The sequence below is a fragment of the Pseudomonas sp. Irchel 3F6 genome (genome assembly GCF_900187595.1).
GTDB classification, from domain to species: Bacteria; Pseudomonadota; Gammaproteobacteria; order Pseudomonadales; family Pseudomonadaceae; genus Aquipseudomonas; species Aquipseudomonas siliginis.
In genome coordinates this window covers 51,962-68,025 of record NZ_FYDP01000002.1, presented here as the reverse complement: position 1 = coordinate 68,025, position 16,064 = coordinate 51,962, and the positions used below count along the sequence as shown (strand labels likewise).

Genomic DNA, 16,064 nt, shown 5'->3' with positions numbered 1-16,064 from the left:
AAGCCTTAAACGTCAGCAGCCGGACCGCCAATCGGTTTTTCCGGACGCTCGTCCTGCACTACAGGAGGCGGAGGCGTACCGGTGCCACCCGACCAGTCGCGAGGTTCGCGAGGTGTGCGGCCGGCCATGATGTCGTCAATCTGCTCGGCATCGATGGTTTCGTACTTCATCAGCGCATCAGCCATGGCATCCAGCTTGTCACGGTTATCCGTGAGGATCTGCTTGGCGGTGCCGTAGCACTGATCAATGATGCTGCGCACTTCGGAGTCGATCAGTTTGGCTGTCTCACCGGAGAAGCTGGCAGCCTGACCACCACCGCCGCGACCGAGGAACACTTCACCTTCTTCTTCGGCGTACATCAGCGGACCGAGTTTTTCCGACAGACCCCATTTCGTCACCATGTTCCGGGCAATCTGACTTGCACGCATGATGTCGTTCGAGGCCCCGGTAGTCACACCGTCGAAGCCCAGGGTCATTTCTTCAGCGATACGGCCACCATACAACGAGCAGATCTGGCTGATGAGCGCACGTTTGGACAGACTGTAGCGATCTTCTTCCGGCAGAAACATGGTCACACCCAGCGCACGACCGCGCGGGATGATCGATACCTTGTAGACCGGATCATGCTCAGGAACAACGCGACCAACGATGGCGTGGCCGGCTTCGTGGTAAGCAGTGTTCTGCTTTTCTTTCTCGGACATGACCATGGATTTGCGCTCGGCGCCCATCATGATCTTGTCTTTCGCCAGCTCGAACTCTTTCATCTCGACGATGCGTTTGCCGCTACGTGCAGCGAACAACGACGCTTCGTTGACCAGGTTTGCCAGGTCAGCACCCGAGAAGCCCGGAGTACCACGTGCGATCACTGCCGGAGCAACGTCGTCGCCCATTGGCACTTTGCGCATGTGGACTTTGAGAATCTGCTCGCGACCACGAATGTCTGGCAAGCCAACCACCACCTGACGGTCGAAACGGCCCGGACGCAGCAGCGCAGGGTCGAGCACGTCCGGACGGTTGGTCGCAGCAATCACGATGATGCCGTCATTCATTTCGAAGCCGTCCATCTCTACCAGCAACTGGTTGAGAGTCTGCTCACGTTCGTCGTGACCGCCACCCATGCCGGCGCCACGATGGCGACCTACGGCATCGATTTCGTCGATGAAGATGATGCAAGGGGCATGTTTCTTGGCCTGCTCGAACATGTCGCGGACGCGGCTCGCGCCGACACCGACGAACATTTCGACGAAGTCAGAACCGGAAATGGTGAAGAACGGCACTTTCGCTTCGCCGGCAATTGCCTTGGCCAGCAAGGTTTTACCGGTACCCGGTGGGCCGACCATCAATACGCCGCGCGGAATACGACCGCCCAGACGCTGGAATTTGCCCGGATCACGCAGGAACTCAACCAGCTCGCCGACTTCTTCCTTGGCTTCGTCGCAACCGGCAACGTCAGCCAAAGTGGTTTTCACCTGATCTTCGGAGAGCAGGCGTGCCTTGCTCTTGCCGAAGCTCATCGGCCCGCCCTTGCCACCGGCACCACCCTGCATCTGGCGCATGAAGAACATGAACACCGCGATGATCACCAGGATCGGGAAGCTGGCCACCAGGAGCTGAGTCCAGATGCTTTGCTGTTCAGGCTGCTTGCCTTCAACCACAACGTGATTGTCGACCAGATCGCCGATCAGGCCATTGTCCTGAATTGCCGGACGAATGGTCTTGAAGCTGTCGCCATCGGTGCGCTTGCCGGTAATCACATAGCCGTCAACGGCTACGCGCTCGACCTTGCCATCCTTGACCTGCTGGATGAAGTCGGAATAGTTGAGGGTCTGCGGCTCGTTAGGGCTGGAGAAGTTGTTCATCACCGTCACCAGGACTGCCGCGATGATCAACCACAGGATCAGATTCTTTGCCATATCGTTCAATTAACTACCCTCTGAAGCAAGCTCCGCTACTGGCGCGCGCTTCGCATGATATTCACCGGCCTAACTTACTACATTACCTACAACTCTGGCAGGCGCCGTCTGTAACCCTTTGTGAAACACTTTCTACACAATATTCGCTTATGCCCGCAGAGCGAAATATGAAAAACCTATCGCTCCGCCGAAAAACCTCGTTTCACGCATCACCACCGCGATACCCCCAGGCCAGCATGTACTGCTCACGGGAGCTGCCACGGGAAGAGTCTGGCTTGATCATCTGGATCTTGTCGAATTTCTTCCGAGCATCCTTCAGATAAACGTCGAAGCCCTCGCCCTGGAAAATCTTGATGACAAAGTTGCCACCGGGCTTGAGGATCCGTTCCGCCAGGTCCAGAGCCAGCTCACACAGGAACATGGCCTTGGGCATATCCACTTCGGGCGTACCACTCATATTGGGGGCCATATCGGAAATCACAAGGTCCACCTGCGAATTACCCACGGCCTCCAGGATTTCAGCGAGCACCGAGTCCTCCGTGAAGTCGCCCTGGATAAAATGCACGTCCGGAATGCTGTCCATTTCCAGGATGTCCGAAGCGATCAGACGCCCTTGGCCACCGATGAGCCGACTGGTCACCTGCGACCAGCCACCTGGCGCGGCGCCAAGGTCGACCACGCTCATGCCCGGGCGGATCAATTTGTATTTTTCCTGGATCTCCAGCAGCTTGTAACTTGCACGCGAGCGGTAGCCATCCTTCTGCGCCTGCTTCACATAAGGATCGTTGACATGTCTTTTCAGCCAACCAAGGCTTGTCTTGGAACGCGCCATTGGGCACCTCGATGATTAGGGTCGTGATTAGTTGGGCGGATCCACGAACCCTCGGGTAAAATGGCCGCCATTTTACAGAATCCAGACGAAAGGGTCAGATTATGCCGCTCACTCCAGAGCAGAAGAAACAGTACAAATCCATCGGCCACCACCTCAAACCAGTGTTGACGGTGGCGGACAACGGTTTGACTGAAGGTGTTTTAGCCGAACTTGAACGCGCCTTGGCCGATCACGAGCTGATCAAGATCAAGCTCAATATCCTTGATCGCGAGTCGCGCCTCGCGCACATCGCCGAGCTGTGCAAGGTCGGCAAAGCGGACCTGGTTCAGGTCATCGGCAAGATGGCTCTGGTCTACCGCAAGAACTTCAGCGTCAACAAGCAGCTGTCGAACGTTCATCGCTTCAAGTGATGCGCAGGGTCAAGGGTGTGCTTCGCGCACCCTTCCACCCCATCCCGGCACCGGCTGCATGACCAGCACCAGCCCGGAAAATCCCAGCACCAGATAACTGAATACCTGCCAGCGCTGCGCATCCGGCCAGCCGACACGCACGGCGACATACATCGCGCACGCGTACAACGCCATCAACAACACCTGCCCGCGAAAATCCCGCCATAAGCTGACAAGGCCCTCGGCCTGTACCAGCACCAAAGCCTGAAAGATCACGCACAGAGCGGCGAATCCCACCACCAGCACTTCGAAAGCACTGGCCACTTCATCGATCAACAGCGGCGCCAGACCGATCCGGCCCAGCGCCGGCTGCAAACCGATATGAATCAACCATAGGCCACCGACCCAAAGCATCTGGGTCAGCTGCCAAAGCATGGCGCCCGCATGCAGCGGGCGCCTTCTTTTAGATGTGACGAACTTCGACAATCTCGTACTCGATCACGCCGCTTGGCGTTTTGACGGCGACAACGTCACCCTCTTCCTTGCCAATCAAGGCGCGGGCCAGCGGCGAACCGACGGAGATCTTGCCGAGTTTGAAGTCAGCCTCATCCTCACCCACGATGTGGTAAGTGACGCTTTCATCAGTCTCGACGTTGGCGATCTCGACGGTGGTACCGAAAATCACTTTGCCGGTGTGAGGAATGGTCGTGACATCGATGATGACCTGATTCTGAATCCGGCCTTCGATATCACGAATACGCGCTTCGACCATGCCTTGCTGTTCGCGGGCAGCATGGTATTCAGCGTTTTCCTTCAAGTCACCCAACTCGCGGGCCGTACCGATGTCCTGGCTGAGCTTCGGACGGACGACCTTGGTCAGGTGAGCATGCTCCTCTTCCAGGGCGCGAGCGCCCTGAACAGTCATTGGGTACTTGGTTATGCTCATGCCTTCAATCCTGCGTGTAGATCCTGCAAGCGGCGCACGGTCTTTTCCGGACCGAACTTCAGCGCTTCGCAGATCGCTTCGCCCGCAGCAATAGTGGTGGTGCAGTAGATCTTGTGCTGCAGGGCGTTGCGACGAATGGAGTACGAATCGGCGATCGACTGACGACCTTCGGTGGTGTTGATGATCAGCGTGACTTCGTCATTCTTGATCATGTCGACCACGTGCGGACGACCCTCGGTCACCTTGTTCACGCGGCGCACTTTCAGGCCTGCGGCTTCGATCAGCTTGGCAGTGCCGGCAGTGGCGACCACTTCGAAGCCCAAGTTGATCAGATCACGGGCCACGCCTGCAACCAGTGGCTTGTCGTCATCGCGCACGCTGATGAACGCAGTACCGCCGGTCGGCAGCACTTCACTGGCGCCCATCTGCGCTTTGGCGAATGCTTCGCCGAAGGTGTCGCCGACGCCCATCACTTCACCGGTCGACTTCATCTCTGGGCCGAGGATCGGGTCAACGCCAGGGAACTTGGCGAACGGGAACACCGCCTCTTTCACGCTGTAGAAGTTCGGGATGATTTCCTTGGTGAAGCCGATTTCCTTCAGGGTCTTACCGGCCATCACGCGCGCAGCGATCATGGCCAGGGAAACACCGATGCACTTGGAAACGAACGGTACGGTACGCGAGGCGCGCGGGTTGACTTCGATGACGTAGATGTCTTCGCCCTGCAAAGCCAACTGCACGTTCATCAGGCCGACAACGCCCAGTTCCAGAGCCATTTTCTTGACCTGTTCGCGCATCTCGTCCTGGATGTGTGCCGGCAGCGAGTACGGCGGCAGCGAGCAAGCGGAGTCACCGGAGTGAACGCCCGCCTGTTCGATGTGCTGCATGATCGCGCCGATCACTACATCTTTGCCGTCGCAGACCGCATCCACGTCCATTTCGATGGCGCAGTTGAGGAAGTGGTCGAGCAGCACCGGGCTGTCGTTGGACACTTGCACCGCGTCACGCAGATAGCGCTTGAGTTCGTCTTCCTTGTATACGATTTCCATCGCACGGCCGCCCAACACGTAGGACGGGCGCACCACCAGCGGATAACCGATCTTCGCCGCAGCACGAACGGCTTCGTCTTCGCTGCGCACAGTGGCGTTTGGCGGCTGACGCAGGTTCAGACGCTCGACCATTTGCTGGAAGCGCTCACGGTCTTCGGCGCGGTCGATGGCGTCAGGGCTGGTGCCGATGATCGGCACGCCAGCAGCTTCCAGTGCGCGAGCCAGTTTCAGCGGAGTCTGGCCGCCGTACTGGACGATCACGCCTTTCGGCTTCTCGACGCGGCAGATTTCCAGTACGTCTTCCAGGGTTACCGGCTCGAAGTACAGACGGTCGGAAGTGTCGTAGTCGGTGGATACGGTTTCCGGGTTGCAGTTGACCATGATGGTTTCGTAGCCGTCTTCGCGCAGGGCGAGAGCAGCGTGAACGCAGCAGTAGTCGAACTCGATGCCCTGGCCGATACGGTTCGGACCGCCGCCCAGAATCATGATCTTGTCGCGACCCGACGGAGCGGCCTCGCACTCTTCCTCGTAGGTCGAGTACAGGTAAGCGGTGTCGGTAGCGAACTCGGCGGCGCAGGTGTCAACGCGCTTGTAGACCGGGAACACTTCCAGCTTCTGACGATGCGTACGCAGGTTTTTCTCGGTGACGCCCAGCAGTTTCGCCAGACGCTGATCGGAGAAGCCTTTGCGCTTGAGCTTGAACATCAGGTCGCGGTCGATCGAGGACAGACCGAGGGTCTTGACCTTCTCTTCGTCCTTGATCAGGTCTTCGATCTGCACCAGGAACCACGGGTCGATCATGTTCATGCCGAAGATGTCTTCGACCGACAGACCGGCGCGGAAGGCGTCAGCCACGTACCAGATACGCTCGGCGCCCGGCACGGTCAGTTCGCGCTTGAGCACGCTCATGCTGTCCGGGTTGCTCAGATCGAGCTTCTCGTCCAGACCGCAAACGCCGACTTCCAGACCGCGCAGGGCTTTCTGCAGGGATTCCTGGAAGGTCCGGCCGATGGCCATGACTTCACCGACCGACTTCATTTGCGTGGTCAGGCGTGCGTCAGCCTTGGCGAATTTCTCGAAGGCGAAGCGTGGCAGCTTGGTGACGACGTAGTCGATCGACGGTTCGAAGGACGCCGGGGTCTTGCCGCCGGTGATGTCGTTCGACAGCTCATCAAGGGTGTAACCCACAGCCAGTTTGGCCGCGACCTTGGCGATCGGGAAACCGGTGGCTTTCGAAGCCAGTGCCGAGGAACGCGATACACGCGGGTTCATTTCGATCACGACCATACGGCCAGTGTTCGGGCAGATACCGAATTGAACGTTGGAACCGCCGGTCTCGACGCCGATCTCGCGCAGTACCGCCAGCGAGGCGTTACGCAGGATCTGGTATTCCTTGTCGGTCAGCGTCTGGGCTGGAGCTACGGTGATCGAGTCGCCGGTGTGCACGCCCATCGGGTCGAAGTTTTCGATCGAGCAGACGATGATGCAGTTGTCCTTTTTGTCGCGGACAACTTCCATTTCATATTCTTTCCAGCCGATCAGCGATTCGTCGATCAGCAGCTCTTTGGTCGGCGACAGGTCCAGACCACGGGCGCAGATTTCTTCGAACTCTTCACGGTTGTAAGCGATACCGCCACCGGTGCCGCCCATGGTGAAGGACGGACGGATGATGCACGGGAAACCGAGGGTTTCGAGGACCGCGTTGGCTTCTTCCATGCTGTGGGCGATGCCGGAACGCGGGCACGCCAGGCCGATGGATTTCATCGCCTTGTCGAAACGCGAACGGTCTTCAGCCTTGTCGATGGTGTCGGCGTTGGCACCGATCATCTCTACGCCGAACTTCTCGAGAACGCCTTCGCGCTCCAGGTCCAGGGCGCAGTTCAGGGCGGTCTGGCCGCCCATGGTTGGCAGCACGGCGTCCGGACGCTCTTTTTCGATGATCTTGGCCACGGTCTGCCACTTGATCGGTTCGATGTAGGTGGCGTCGGCCATGTCCGGGTCGGTCATGATGGTGGCCGGGTTGGAGTTCACCAGGATGACGCGGTAACCCTCTTCGCGCAGGGCCTTGCAGGCCTGGGCGCCGGAGTAGTCGAATTCGCAGGCCTGGCCGATCACGATCGGGCCAGCGCCGAGAATCAGGATGCTTTTAATGTCTGTACGTTTTGGCATGGTTTGTCACTCAAATCCGCAGGTCAGTCGGCAAGCCGTCTTGATCGATTTCTGAAGTCCCGAAGGGGCCGCCGGAACCGGGGCCGCCCTCGAGGGCTTCTCTCTACAGTCTCAAGGCGAACGCTTAGCGTCGCTTGGCCATCTCGTTGATGAAGCGGTCGAACAGTGGCGCAACATCGTTCGGGCCCGGGCTCGCTTCAGGGTGACCCTGGAAGCTGAACGCGCTCTTGTCGGTGCGCTCGATGCCTTGCAGGGTGCCGTCGAACAGCGATTTGTGGATCGCGCGCACGTTGGCTGGCAGGGTGGCTTCGTCTACCGCAAAACCGTGGTTCTGGCTGGTGATCATCACCACGCCTGTATCCAGATCCTGCACCGGGTGGTTGGCACCGTGGTGGCCGTGGCCCATTTTCAGGGTCTTGGCGCCGGAGGCCAGAGCCAGCAGTTGGTGGCCGAGGCAGATGCCGAATACCGGCGTCTCGGTTTCCAGGACTTCCTTGATCGCCTGGATCGCGTAGTCGCATGGCTCCGGGTCACCCGGGCCGTTGGACAGGAACACGCCGTCCGGCTTCAGCGCCAGCACATCGGCGGCTGGAGTCTGCGCTGGCACCACGGTGACGCGGCAGCCGCGCTCGACCAGCATGCGCAGGATGTTGACCTTGACGCCGTAGTCGTAGGCGACCACGTGGTATGGCAGTTCGGAGGCTTCGATGGTCGCGTGGCTGTCGGTTTTCAGATCCCAGACAGTCGAGCGCCATTCGTACTGGGTCTTGGTGCTGACGACTTTCGCCAGGTCCATGCCCTTCAGGCCCGGGAAGCCTTGCGCAGCGGCGATGGCTGCTTCTTCGGAGATGTTGTCGCCGGCCATGATGCAGCCGTTCTGAGCGCCTTTTTCACGCAGGATGCGGGTCAGGCGACGGGTGTCGATACCGGCGATTGCCACTACATTGTTGGCTTTCAGGTAATCAGACAGGGACATCGTGTTGCGCCAGTTGCTCGCTACCAGCGGCAGGTCACGGATGACCAGGCCAGCGGACCAGACGCGGTCGGACTCGGCGTCTTCCGGCGTGGTGCCGGTGTTGCCGATGTGCGGGTAAGTCAGGGTAACGATCTGCTGGGCGTAGGAAGGATCGGTAAGGATTTCCTGATAGCCGGTCATTGCGGTGTTGAACACCACCTCACCAACGGTCTGACCGTCGGCTCCAATGGCTTCGCCGCGAAAAATGCTGCCATCAGCAAGGGCGAGTATGGCTGGCTTAGTCAAGAAGACCTCCCGTAAATAACGCATGAAAGGGCAATCGCAGGTTGTAAAAAAGCGGAGTGACGTATGGACACGTCACCCCGCTTCTTCACTGAAATTATTCTGCGCGCTTTTAGTGGACACACTAAAGCTGTAGCTTACAGAAAAGGGCGTTTTTGGTCCACCGCTAAAGAGCCTTAAAGGCCGGAGAATGCGACAGGTCGTCGCCAAGCGGTAAAAACCGGCGCAAAACGGGACGTTTGCGCCGGGTTCAGCAACGACTCAACGCAGGTCGAGCACGTCTTGCATGTCGTACAGGCCCGGCTCGCGACCATCCAGCCACAGCGCCGCACGCACCGCGCCCTTGGCGAAGGTCATGCGGCTCGATGCCTTGTGGGTAATCTCGACGCGCTCGCCATCGGCAGCGAACAGCACGGTGTGATCACCGACGATATCGCCAGCGCGCACGGTGGCGAAACCAATGGTTTCACGCTCACGCGCACCGGTCTGGCCTTCGCGACCGTAGACCGCGACCTTCTTCAGATCACGCCCCAGGGCATCGGCAATCACTTCACCCATGCGCACCGCGGTACCGGAGGGAGCATCGACCTTGTGGCGGTGATGGGCTTCCATGATCTCGATATCGACATCGTCTCCCAGCACGCGCGCAGCGGTGTCGAGCAACTTCAGGCACAGGTTGACGCCGACGCTGAAGTTGGCGGCGAAGACGATCGGAATGTCCTTGCCCGCATCGGCCAGCAATTGCTTCTCTTCAACACTGAAACCGGTGGTGCCGATGATCATCGCTTTGCCGTGCTTGCGGCAGAACGCGAGATTCTTCAGGGTCACGGTCGGGTGAGTGAAGTCGATCAACACATCGAACTCTTCAACCACACGATCCAGATCACCGGACAGCGGCACGCCGATACGGCCCAGCGCTGCCAGCTCACCGGCATCCGCGCCGACCAGCGTGCTGTCGGGACGATCGACCGCCGCCGTCAGACCGGCGCCCGGCGTCTGCTGCACCGCTTCAATCAGGGTCTTGCCCATGCGCCCGGCGGCGCCCATCACTGCAATACGTCGCATGCCGACTCCTTACAAATCGCCGAAGAAACGCTTCACACCGTCGAACCAACCGGTGGTTTTCGGCGAGTGGCTGTTGTCGTCGGCCAGGGAGCTGCGGAATTCTTCCAGCAGTTCACGCTGACGACGGTTGAGGTTGACCGGCGTTTCCACAGCGACACGACACATCAGGTCGCCGGCACCGCCGCCACGCACTGGCGCCACGCCTTTGCCGCGTACGCGGAACTGCTTGCCGGTCTGCGTGCCTTCGGGGATTTTCAGTTTGACGCGACCGTCGAGGGTCGGAATCTCCAACTCGCCGCCCAGTGCAGCGTCGACGAAGCTGATCGGCACTTCGCAGAACAGATGCTTGCCGTCACGCTGGAAGATGTCGTGTTCGCGCACATTGATCACAACGTACAGGTCGCCAGTCGGCCCGCCCTGGGTACCCGCCTCGCCTTCGCCGGACAGACGAATGCGGTCGCCAGTATCAACACCGGCAGGCACTTTGACCGACAGGGTTTTGTACTCTTCGACACGACCGTCGCCGTGGCAGGAGTCGCACGGATCGGAAATGATCTTGCCCTGGCCATGGCAGCGCGGGCAGGTCTGCTGCACCGAGAAGAAGCCCTGCTGCATGCGCACCTGGCCGATGCCGCCGCAGGTCGGGCACGTCGTCGGCGACGAGCCTTTCTTGGCCCCCGAACCATCGCACGGCTTGCAGTTGACCAGTGTCGGAACGCGGATATTCACCGACGTGCCGCGCACCGCTTCTTCCAGATTCAGTTCCAGGGTGTAGCGCAGATCGCTGCCACGCTGAGCGCCGCCACGGGCACCGCCGCGACCGCCACCGAAGAAATCACTGAAGACATCGCCGAAGATGTCCGAGAAGTTCTGGCCACCGAAACCGGCACCGCCGCCACCCATGCTCGGATCGACGCCGGCATGACCATACTGGTCGTATGCCGCGCGCTTGCTGGCGTCGGACAACACTTCATAGGCCTCGTTGGCCTCTTTGAATGCTTCTTCCGAAGCTTTGTCGCCGGGATTACGGTCGGGGTGGTGCTTCATGGCCAGGCGGCGATAGGCCTTCTTCAGGTCCGCTTCGCTCGTGCCCCGCTCGACACCCAATACTTCGTAATAGTCACGCTTTGCCATAAGTTCTTTGCACTCTTAAGGACGTTCGGCAAACCCCTCCTGAGCCTCGCCAAACTCGTTGAGCCCCCATTAAGGCCCGGACCCAACTCACGTCAATTCAACGATCCTGGTCTTGATTGATGCGGTATCTGCGGCGCGAAAAGCAGGAGCATTCCCGGCCATACCGCCAACATCCGAACGGTGTCGCATGCTGTAAAAATTCGCGTATTCCAGATACGCCAACGCGGGAGGCAAGCTCCCGCGCGGCGACATCCTACCAGTCACCGCCGCAAGGCAGTCAACCGGGCGACCAACAACTTACTTGTGGTCTTTGACTTCTTCGAACTCGGCGTCGACAACGTCGTCAGCCTTCTCAGCCGATTCGCCTTGCGGGGCCGCGCCATCAGCTGGCTGAGCCTGTTCGGCGTACATCTTCTGAGCAACCGGAGCGGAGACTTTCGACAGCTCTTCAACCTTGGCTTCGATGGCAGCCTTGTCGTCGCCTTTGACGGCGGCTTCCAGCGCAACCACTGCAGCTTCGATTGCAGTCTTCTCTTCGGCGGTGACCTTGTCGCCCGCGTCAGCGATCATCTTGCGAGTCGAGTGCACCAGTGCGTCACCCTGGTTACGGGCAGCGGCCAGTTCTTCGAACTTGCGGTCTTCCTCGGCATTCGCCTCGGCGTCACGCACCATGCGCTCGATTTCTTCGTCGGACAGACCGGAGTTGGCCTTGATCACGATCGACTGGGTCTTGCCGGTAGCCTTGTCTTTCGCGCCGACGTGCAGGATGCCGTTGGCGTCGATGTCGAAGGTCACTTCGATCTGCGGCACGCCACGTGGAGCTGGTGGAATGTCGGCCAGGTCGAACTTGCCCAGCGATTTGTTCTGTGCAGCTTGCTTGCGCTCGCCCTGCAGAACGTGAATGGTCACAGCACCCTGGTTGTCGTCGGCAGTCGAGAACACTTGCGATTTCTTGGTAGGAATCGTGGTGTTTTTCTCGATCAGCGCGGTCATCACGCCACCCATGGTTTCGATACCCAGGGTCAGCGGGCTGACGTCGAGCAGCAGCACGTCTTTAACGTCACCGGCCAGAACAGCGCCCTGAATCGCAGCACCCATGGCAACGGCTTCGTCCGGGTTGACGTCTTTACGCGCTTCTTTACCGAAGAAATCGGTAACCAGCTTCTGTACCAGCGGCATACGAGTCTGACCACCGACCAGAATGACGTCGTTGATCGCGCTGACGTCGATACCGGCGTCTTTCATGGCAATGCGGCAAGGTTCGATGGTGCGCTGAACCAGGTCTTCAACCAGTGCTTCGAGCTTGGCACGGGAGATTTTCACGTTCAGGTGCTTAGGACCGGTCGCATCTGCAGTGATGTACGGCAGGTTGACGTCGGTCGACTGAGCGGACGACAGCTCGATCTTGGCTTTCTCAGCGGCTTCTTTCAGGCGCTGCATGGCCAGCGGGTCACCTTTGAGGTTCATGCCGCTTTCTTTCTTGAATTCGTCAACGAGGTAGTCGATCAGACGAATGTCGAAGTCTTCACCGCCGAGGAAGGTGTCACCGTTGGTGGCCAACACTTCGAACTGGTGCTCACCGTCAACTTCAGCGATTTCGATTACGGAAACGTCGAAAGTACCGCCACCTAGGTCATAAACGATCACGGTGTGATCGCCCTTGGCCTTGTCCATACCGTAAGCCAGAGCGGCTGCGGTTGGTTCGTTGATGATGCGTTTTACGTCCAGACCAGCGATGCGGCCGGCGTCTTTGGTGGCTTGACGCTGGCTGTCGTTGAAGTAGGCCGGAACGGTGATCACCGCTTCGGTCACTGCCTCGCCGAGGTAGTCTTCGGCGGTCTTCTTCATCTTCTTCAGAATTTCAGCCGAGATCTGTGGCGGTGCCATTTTCTGGCCGTTCACTTCTACCCAGGCGTCGTTGTTGTCAGCCTTGACGATCTTGTAAGGGACCATCTGGATGTCTTTCTGCACAACTTCTTCGTCAAAACGACGACCGATCAGACGCTTTACCGCGTACAGGGTGTTGTGCGGGTTGGTTACAGCCTGACGCTTGGCCGACTGACCTACCAGAATTTCGCCATCGTTGGCGTAAGCGATGATCGACGGCGTGGTACGCGCGCCTTCAGCGTTTTCAATAACTTTGGCTTTGCCGTTTTCAAGCACGGAGACGCAGGAGTTGGTAGTCCCCAGGTCGATACCGATAATTTTGCCCATGTTCACTCTCCCGAAACTTTGGATTTTGTTGCCGCAGCAGTGGTGGCTGACTGCGGTAGCACTTAAACGCTTGACTTCTAAATGGGGGCCTTGCGGCTAATTTCAAGCCTGCTCGTCAATCGAAGGCGAAACCGGTGCCGGCGCCTTGCTGACAACAACCATCGCCGGGCGCAGCAGGCGACCATTGAGCTGGTAGCCCTTCTGGAAAACCTTCAACACGCTGTTCGGCTCGACGTCGGCACTTTCCTGCATGGCCATCGCCTGATGGTGAACGGCGTTGAACGGTTCGCCATGCGGATCGATCGCTTCAAGCTGGTAGCGCTTGAGGGTGTCGTGGAACATTTTCAGGGTCAGCTCGATGCCTTCGCGCATCGGGCGGATGCTTTCGTCGTCCGGGCTCGACAGCTCGAGGCCGCGCTCCAGGCTGTCGACGATCGGCAGCAGGTCGCTGGCGAATTTTTCCAGGGCAAACTTGTGCGCCTTCTCGACGTCCTGCTCGGCACGGCGGCGAACGTTCTGCAGATCGGCAGCAACACGCAGAGACTGATCCTGCGCGGCGGCCAATTGCTCTTCGAGCACTTGCACACGGGTCGCCAGGTCGTCACCCGAACCTTCGGGCGCCTGATTGGCATCTGGGTTTTGCGTATCTACTGTCTGTTCGTCAGCCATAGAATTCTCCTTTCAATTTCGTCCGCGAGCCTGACTCGCGCTTCTGCCCCGATATATGGGGCCGCAAAATCAGGCTTCAAGGGCTGAAAACAATTGTCCCTACAAAAAAGTGCTGAATACTCATTCTTGAATGCGCTAAGAAAACTTTTCGACCAAGCAAATCGAGCTAAGGGCGGGCATTGTCAGGCCTGAACAAAACACTGTATAAATAACCAGACCTCAAGCCTGGGAGCTGCCTTTATGCTGGTGCACCTGTCCGTACACAACTACGCCATCGTTGAACATCTCGATCTCGAACTTGATCGCGGGATGAGCGTGATCACAGGGGAAACCGGCGCCGGCAAGTCGATCATGCTCGATGCCCTGGGCCTCACCCTGGGTGATCGCGCCGACAGCGGCGTGGTTCGCCCGGGCGCTGATAAAGCCGACATTCTCGCCACCTTCGATCTCGCTGATATCCCTGAAGCCAGCGCCTGGCTGGCCGAGCGCGATCTGGAAAACGACGGGCCTTGCATCCTGCGCCGGGTCATCACATCGGAAGGTCGTTCGCGCGGTTATATCAACGGCACGCCCTGCCCGCTTGGCGACCTCAAAGCCCTCGGCGAGCTGCTGATCGATATCCACAGCCAGCACGAACATCAGTCGCTGCTGAAGACCGACACCCATCGCCGCCTGCTTGACGAGTATGCGGGTGCCACCGATCTGGCGCGTCAGGTGCAGCTTGCCGCGCAACGCTGGCGTCAGACCCGCCAGGAACTGGAGCGGCTGTCCAACTCCGGCGACGAACAACGCGCACGTCATCAGTTGCTCAGCTATCAGCTTGAGGAATTGGAGAACCTCGGCCTCGGCGAAAATGAACTGGAGCAACTGGAGCAGGAACACAAGAACCTGACCAACGCCGAAACCTTGCTGGGCATATGCCGGCAAGTGGTCGAGCAGTGCAGTGAAAGTGATTCAGGGAATGTCCTGAATGCACTGACCGCCAGCCTCAATCGTCTGTCCAGTGTGAACAGCTCGGTGGGGGCGCTGGGTGAAGCCAGCAGCCTGCTGACCAGCGCACAGATTCAGGTAGAAGAAGCGGTCGGCGAGCTCAACCGCTTCCTCGACAACTTTGATGCCGACCCGGCTCGCCTGCAATACCTGGAAGAGCGCCTCGACGCGATCTACACCCTGGCGCGCAAACACCGGATTCAACCGACCGAAGTCGGCGAGATGCAGCAAAAGCTGCTCGATGAAATCGAAACCCTCAACGCCAACGATGAATCCATCGAACGCCTGGGTGAAGAACTGGCGTCCTACGCCCGCCACTACCAAGAGAAAGCCCGCGAGCTGAGCGACCTTCGTCATCAAGCTGCCGGTAGCCTCGCCAGTGCAGTGGAGCAGGAAATCCAGCGCCTGGGCATGCCCGGCGGCCGCTTTACCATCGAACTGAAAGCCAACAGCAGCGATGAGTTGCTGCCGAACGGGCTGGAACAGGTCGAACTGCTGGTCAGCGCCAACCCCGGCCAACCGCTCAAGGCACTGGCAAAAGTCGCCTCCGGTGGTGAGCTGTCGCGGATCAGTCTGGCGATTCAGGTCATTACCGCCCAGACCTCCCGCGTGCCGACGCTGGTGTTCGACGAAGTGGACGTAGGTATTGGCGGTCCGACTGCCGAGATTGTCGGCCAGTTACTGCGCCGTCTCGGTGATCGCGGCCAGGTCCTGACCGTGACGCACTTGCCGCAAGTGGCGGCGCAAGGGCATCAACATCTGTTCGTGCACAAGGTTCGCGACGAGAAGGCGACTCACACCGCTGTCGCGAAGCTGACAAAGAACGAGCGCATCGAAGAAGTCGCGCGCATGCTCGGCGGCATCGATCTGACCAAGGAATCCCTGGCTCACGCGAAAAAAATGGTGGTGACCGCCAAGGCGTAACAAATAGCAGAAAGCACGAAGGCGACCCTTGGGTCGCCTTCGTTCGTTTCGCGAATGTGAAATTCGCGCGACATGCTTACTTTTTCTTGCGCACGTACAGCACCAGGTTGTGATCAACCATCTCGAAGCCATGCTTCTCGACGATCGATTTCTGAAGTTTTTCGATTTCTTCGTCGAAGAATTCGATCACTTCACCCGATTCCACGTTGACCATATGGTCGTGGTGGCCACCGTCAGCCAGTTCGAAGACCGCGTGGCCGCCGTCGAAGTTGTGGCGGACCACGAGGCCGGCCGCTTCGAACTGGGTCAGTACACGGTAAACCGTGGCCAGACCAACGTCCTCACCAGCTTCCATCAACGCCTTGTAGACGTCCTCGGCACTCATGTGGCGCTGCTCGGTAGAGTCGAGCATTTGCAGGATCTTGACCCGTGGCAGGGTCACTTTGAGGCCGGCTTTGCGTAGTTCGCTATTTTCAACCATGGTCAGCTTTCTCGCGATGCTGCTTCGCAGC

13 protein-coding genes are annotated in these 16,064 nt (G+C 59.0%); 2 read left to right on the top strand and 11 right to left on the bottom strand.

What is annotated here, in order from left to right; genetic code table 11:
• Positions 1–5: 5 nt before the first annotated feature.
• Complete coding sequence (gene ftsH / locus CKW30_RS06355) at positions 6–1,913, bottom strand: ATP-dependent zinc metalloprotease FtsH (protein ID WP_016771759.1); 1,908 nt, start codon at positions 1,911–1,913, stop codon at positions 6–8.
• 202 nt (positions 1,914–2,115) lie between these two features.
• Complete coding sequence (gene rlmE, locus CKW30_RS06350) at positions 2,116–2,745, bottom strand: 23S rRNA (uridine(2552)-2'-O)-methyltransferase RlmE (protein WP_016771760.1); 630 nt, start codon at positions 2,743–2,745, stop codon at positions 2,116–2,118.
• A 101-nt stretch (positions 2,746–2,846) separates the two neighbouring features.
• Here rlmE and CKW30_RS06345 point away from each other — a divergent pair, with 101 nt between their 5' ends.
• The gene (locus CKW30_RS06345; protein WP_003221534.1) at positions 2,847–3,155 is read left to right on the top strand and encodes a YhbY family RNA-binding protein; all 309 of its coding nucleotides are present in this window, start codon (positions 2,847–2,849) and stop codon (positions 3,153–3,155) included.
• 9 nt (positions 3,156–3,164) lie between these two features.
• Here CKW30_RS06345 and CKW30_RS06340 read toward each other — a convergent pair whose 3' ends face one another.
• From CKW30_RS06340 to grpE, 8 genes are all read right to left on the bottom strand, one after another.
• Positions 3,165–3,569 carry an MFS transporter gene (locus CKW30_RS06340; RefSeq protein WP_095180349.1) on the bottom strand — a complete coding sequence of 135 codons (405 nt, stop codon included), beginning with the start codon at positions 3,567–3,569 and terminating at the stop codon, positions 3,165–3,167.
• 28 nt (positions 3,570–3,597) lie between these two features.
• On the bottom strand, positions 3,598–4,074 hold the full coding sequence (gene greA / locus CKW30_RS06335; RefSeq protein WP_038861135.1) for a transcription elongation factor GreA: 477 nt from the start codon (positions 4,072–4,074) through the stop codon (positions 3,598–3,600).
• A 2-nt stretch (positions 4,075–4,076) separates the two neighbouring features.
• Complete coding sequence (gene carB, locus CKW30_RS06330; protein ID WP_016771764.1) at positions 4,077–7,298, bottom strand: carbamoyl-phosphate synthase large subunit; 3,222 nt, start codon at positions 7,296–7,298, stop codon at positions 4,077–4,079.
• Positions 7,299–7,422: 124 nt separating this feature from the next.
• Positions 7,423–8,559: a glutamine-hydrolyzing carbamoyl-phosphate synthase small subunit gene (gene carA, locus CKW30_RS06325; RefSeq protein WP_016771765.1), complete on the bottom strand. Its 1,137-nt coding sequence runs from the start codon at positions 8,557–8,559 to the stop codon at positions 7,423–7,425.
• 258 nt (positions 8,560–8,817) lie between these two features.
• Complete coding sequence (dapB, locus tag CKW30_RS06320) at positions 8,818–9,621, bottom strand: 4-hydroxy-tetrahydrodipicolinate reductase (protein ID WP_041477928.1); 804 nt, start codon at positions 9,619–9,621, stop codon at positions 8,818–8,820.
• 9 nt (positions 9,622–9,630) lie between these two features.
• Positions 9,631–10,755, bottom strand: coding sequence for a molecular chaperone DnaJ (dnaJ, locus tag CKW30_RS06315; protein WP_016771767.1), 1,125 nt, complete (start codon positions 10,753–10,755; stop codon positions 9,631–9,633).
• Between the two features lie 297 nt (positions 10,756–11,052).
• Entirely contained in the window at positions 11,053–12,969 is a 1,917-nt protein-coding gene (gene dnaK / locus CKW30_RS06310; protein ID WP_042608859.1) for a molecular chaperone DnaK, read from the bottom strand.
• A gap of 102 nt (positions 12,970–13,071) precedes the next feature.
• Entirely contained in the window at positions 13,072–13,638 is a 567-nt protein-coding gene (gene grpE, locus CKW30_RS06305) for a nucleotide exchange factor GrpE (protein WP_039759570.1), read from the bottom strand.
• Between the two features lie 240 nt (positions 13,639–13,878).
• Here grpE and recN point away from each other — a divergent pair, with 240 nt between their 5' ends.
• Positions 13,879–15,552 carry a DNA repair protein RecN gene (gene recN, locus CKW30_RS06300; RefSeq protein ID WP_016771769.1) on the top strand — a complete coding sequence of 558 codons (1,674 nt, stop codon included), beginning with the start codon at positions 13,879–13,881 and terminating at the stop codon, positions 15,550–15,552.
• A gap of 76 nt (positions 15,553–15,628) precedes the next feature.
• Here the strand turns inward: recN and fur are convergent, their stop codons facing one another.
• Positions 15,629–16,033, bottom strand: coding sequence for a ferric iron uptake transcriptional regulator (fur, locus tag CKW30_RS06295; protein ID WP_016771770.1), 405 nt, complete (start codon positions 16,031–16,033; stop codon positions 15,629–15,631).
• Positions 16,034–16,064: the final 31 nt, after the last annotated feature.

Excerpts from the sequence above, each read along its gene's own strand:
- carB (WP_016771764.1), bottom strand. The coding sequence starts at position 7,298 with ATGCCAAAACGTACAGACATTAAAAGCATCCTGATTCTCGGCGCTGGC.
- CKW30_RS06340 (WP_095180349.1), bottom strand. The coding sequence starts at position 3,569 with ATGCTTTGGCAGCTGACCCAGATGCTTTGGGTCGGTGGCCTATGGTTG.
- grpE (WP_039759570.1), bottom strand. The coding sequence starts at position 13,638 with ATGGCTGACGAACAGACAGTAGATACGCAAAACCCAGATGCCAATCAG.
- CKW30_RS06345 (WP_003221534.1), top strand. The coding sequence starts at position 2,847 with ATGCCGCTCACTCCAGAGCAGAAGAAACAGTACAAATCCATCGGCCAC.
- ftsH (WP_016771759.1), bottom strand. The coding sequence starts at position 1,913 with ATGGCAAAGAATCTGATCCTGTGGTTGATCATCGCGGCAGTCCTGGTG.
- dnaK (WP_042608859.1), bottom strand. The coding sequence starts at position 12,969 with ATGGGCAAAATTATCGGTATCGACCTGGGGACTACCAACTCCTGCGTC.
- recN (WP_016771769.1), top strand. The coding sequence starts at position 13,879 with ATGCTGGTGCACCTGTCCGTACACAACTACGCCATCGTTGAACATCTC.
- dnaJ (WP_016771767.1), bottom strand. The coding sequence starts at position 10,755 with ATGGCAAAGCGTGACTATTACGAAGTATTGGGTGTCGAGCGGGGCACG.
- rlmE (WP_016771760.1), bottom strand. The coding sequence starts at position 2,745 with ATGGCGCGTTCCAAGACAAGCCTTGGTTGGCTGAAAAGACATGTCAAC.
- fur (WP_016771770.1), bottom strand. The coding sequence starts at position 16,033 with ATGGTTGAAAATAGCGAACTACGCAAAGCCGGCCTCAAAGTGACCCTG.
- dapB (WP_041477928.1), bottom strand. The coding sequence starts at position 9,621 with ATGCGACGTATTGCAGTGATGGGCGCCGCCGGGCGCATGGGCAAGACC.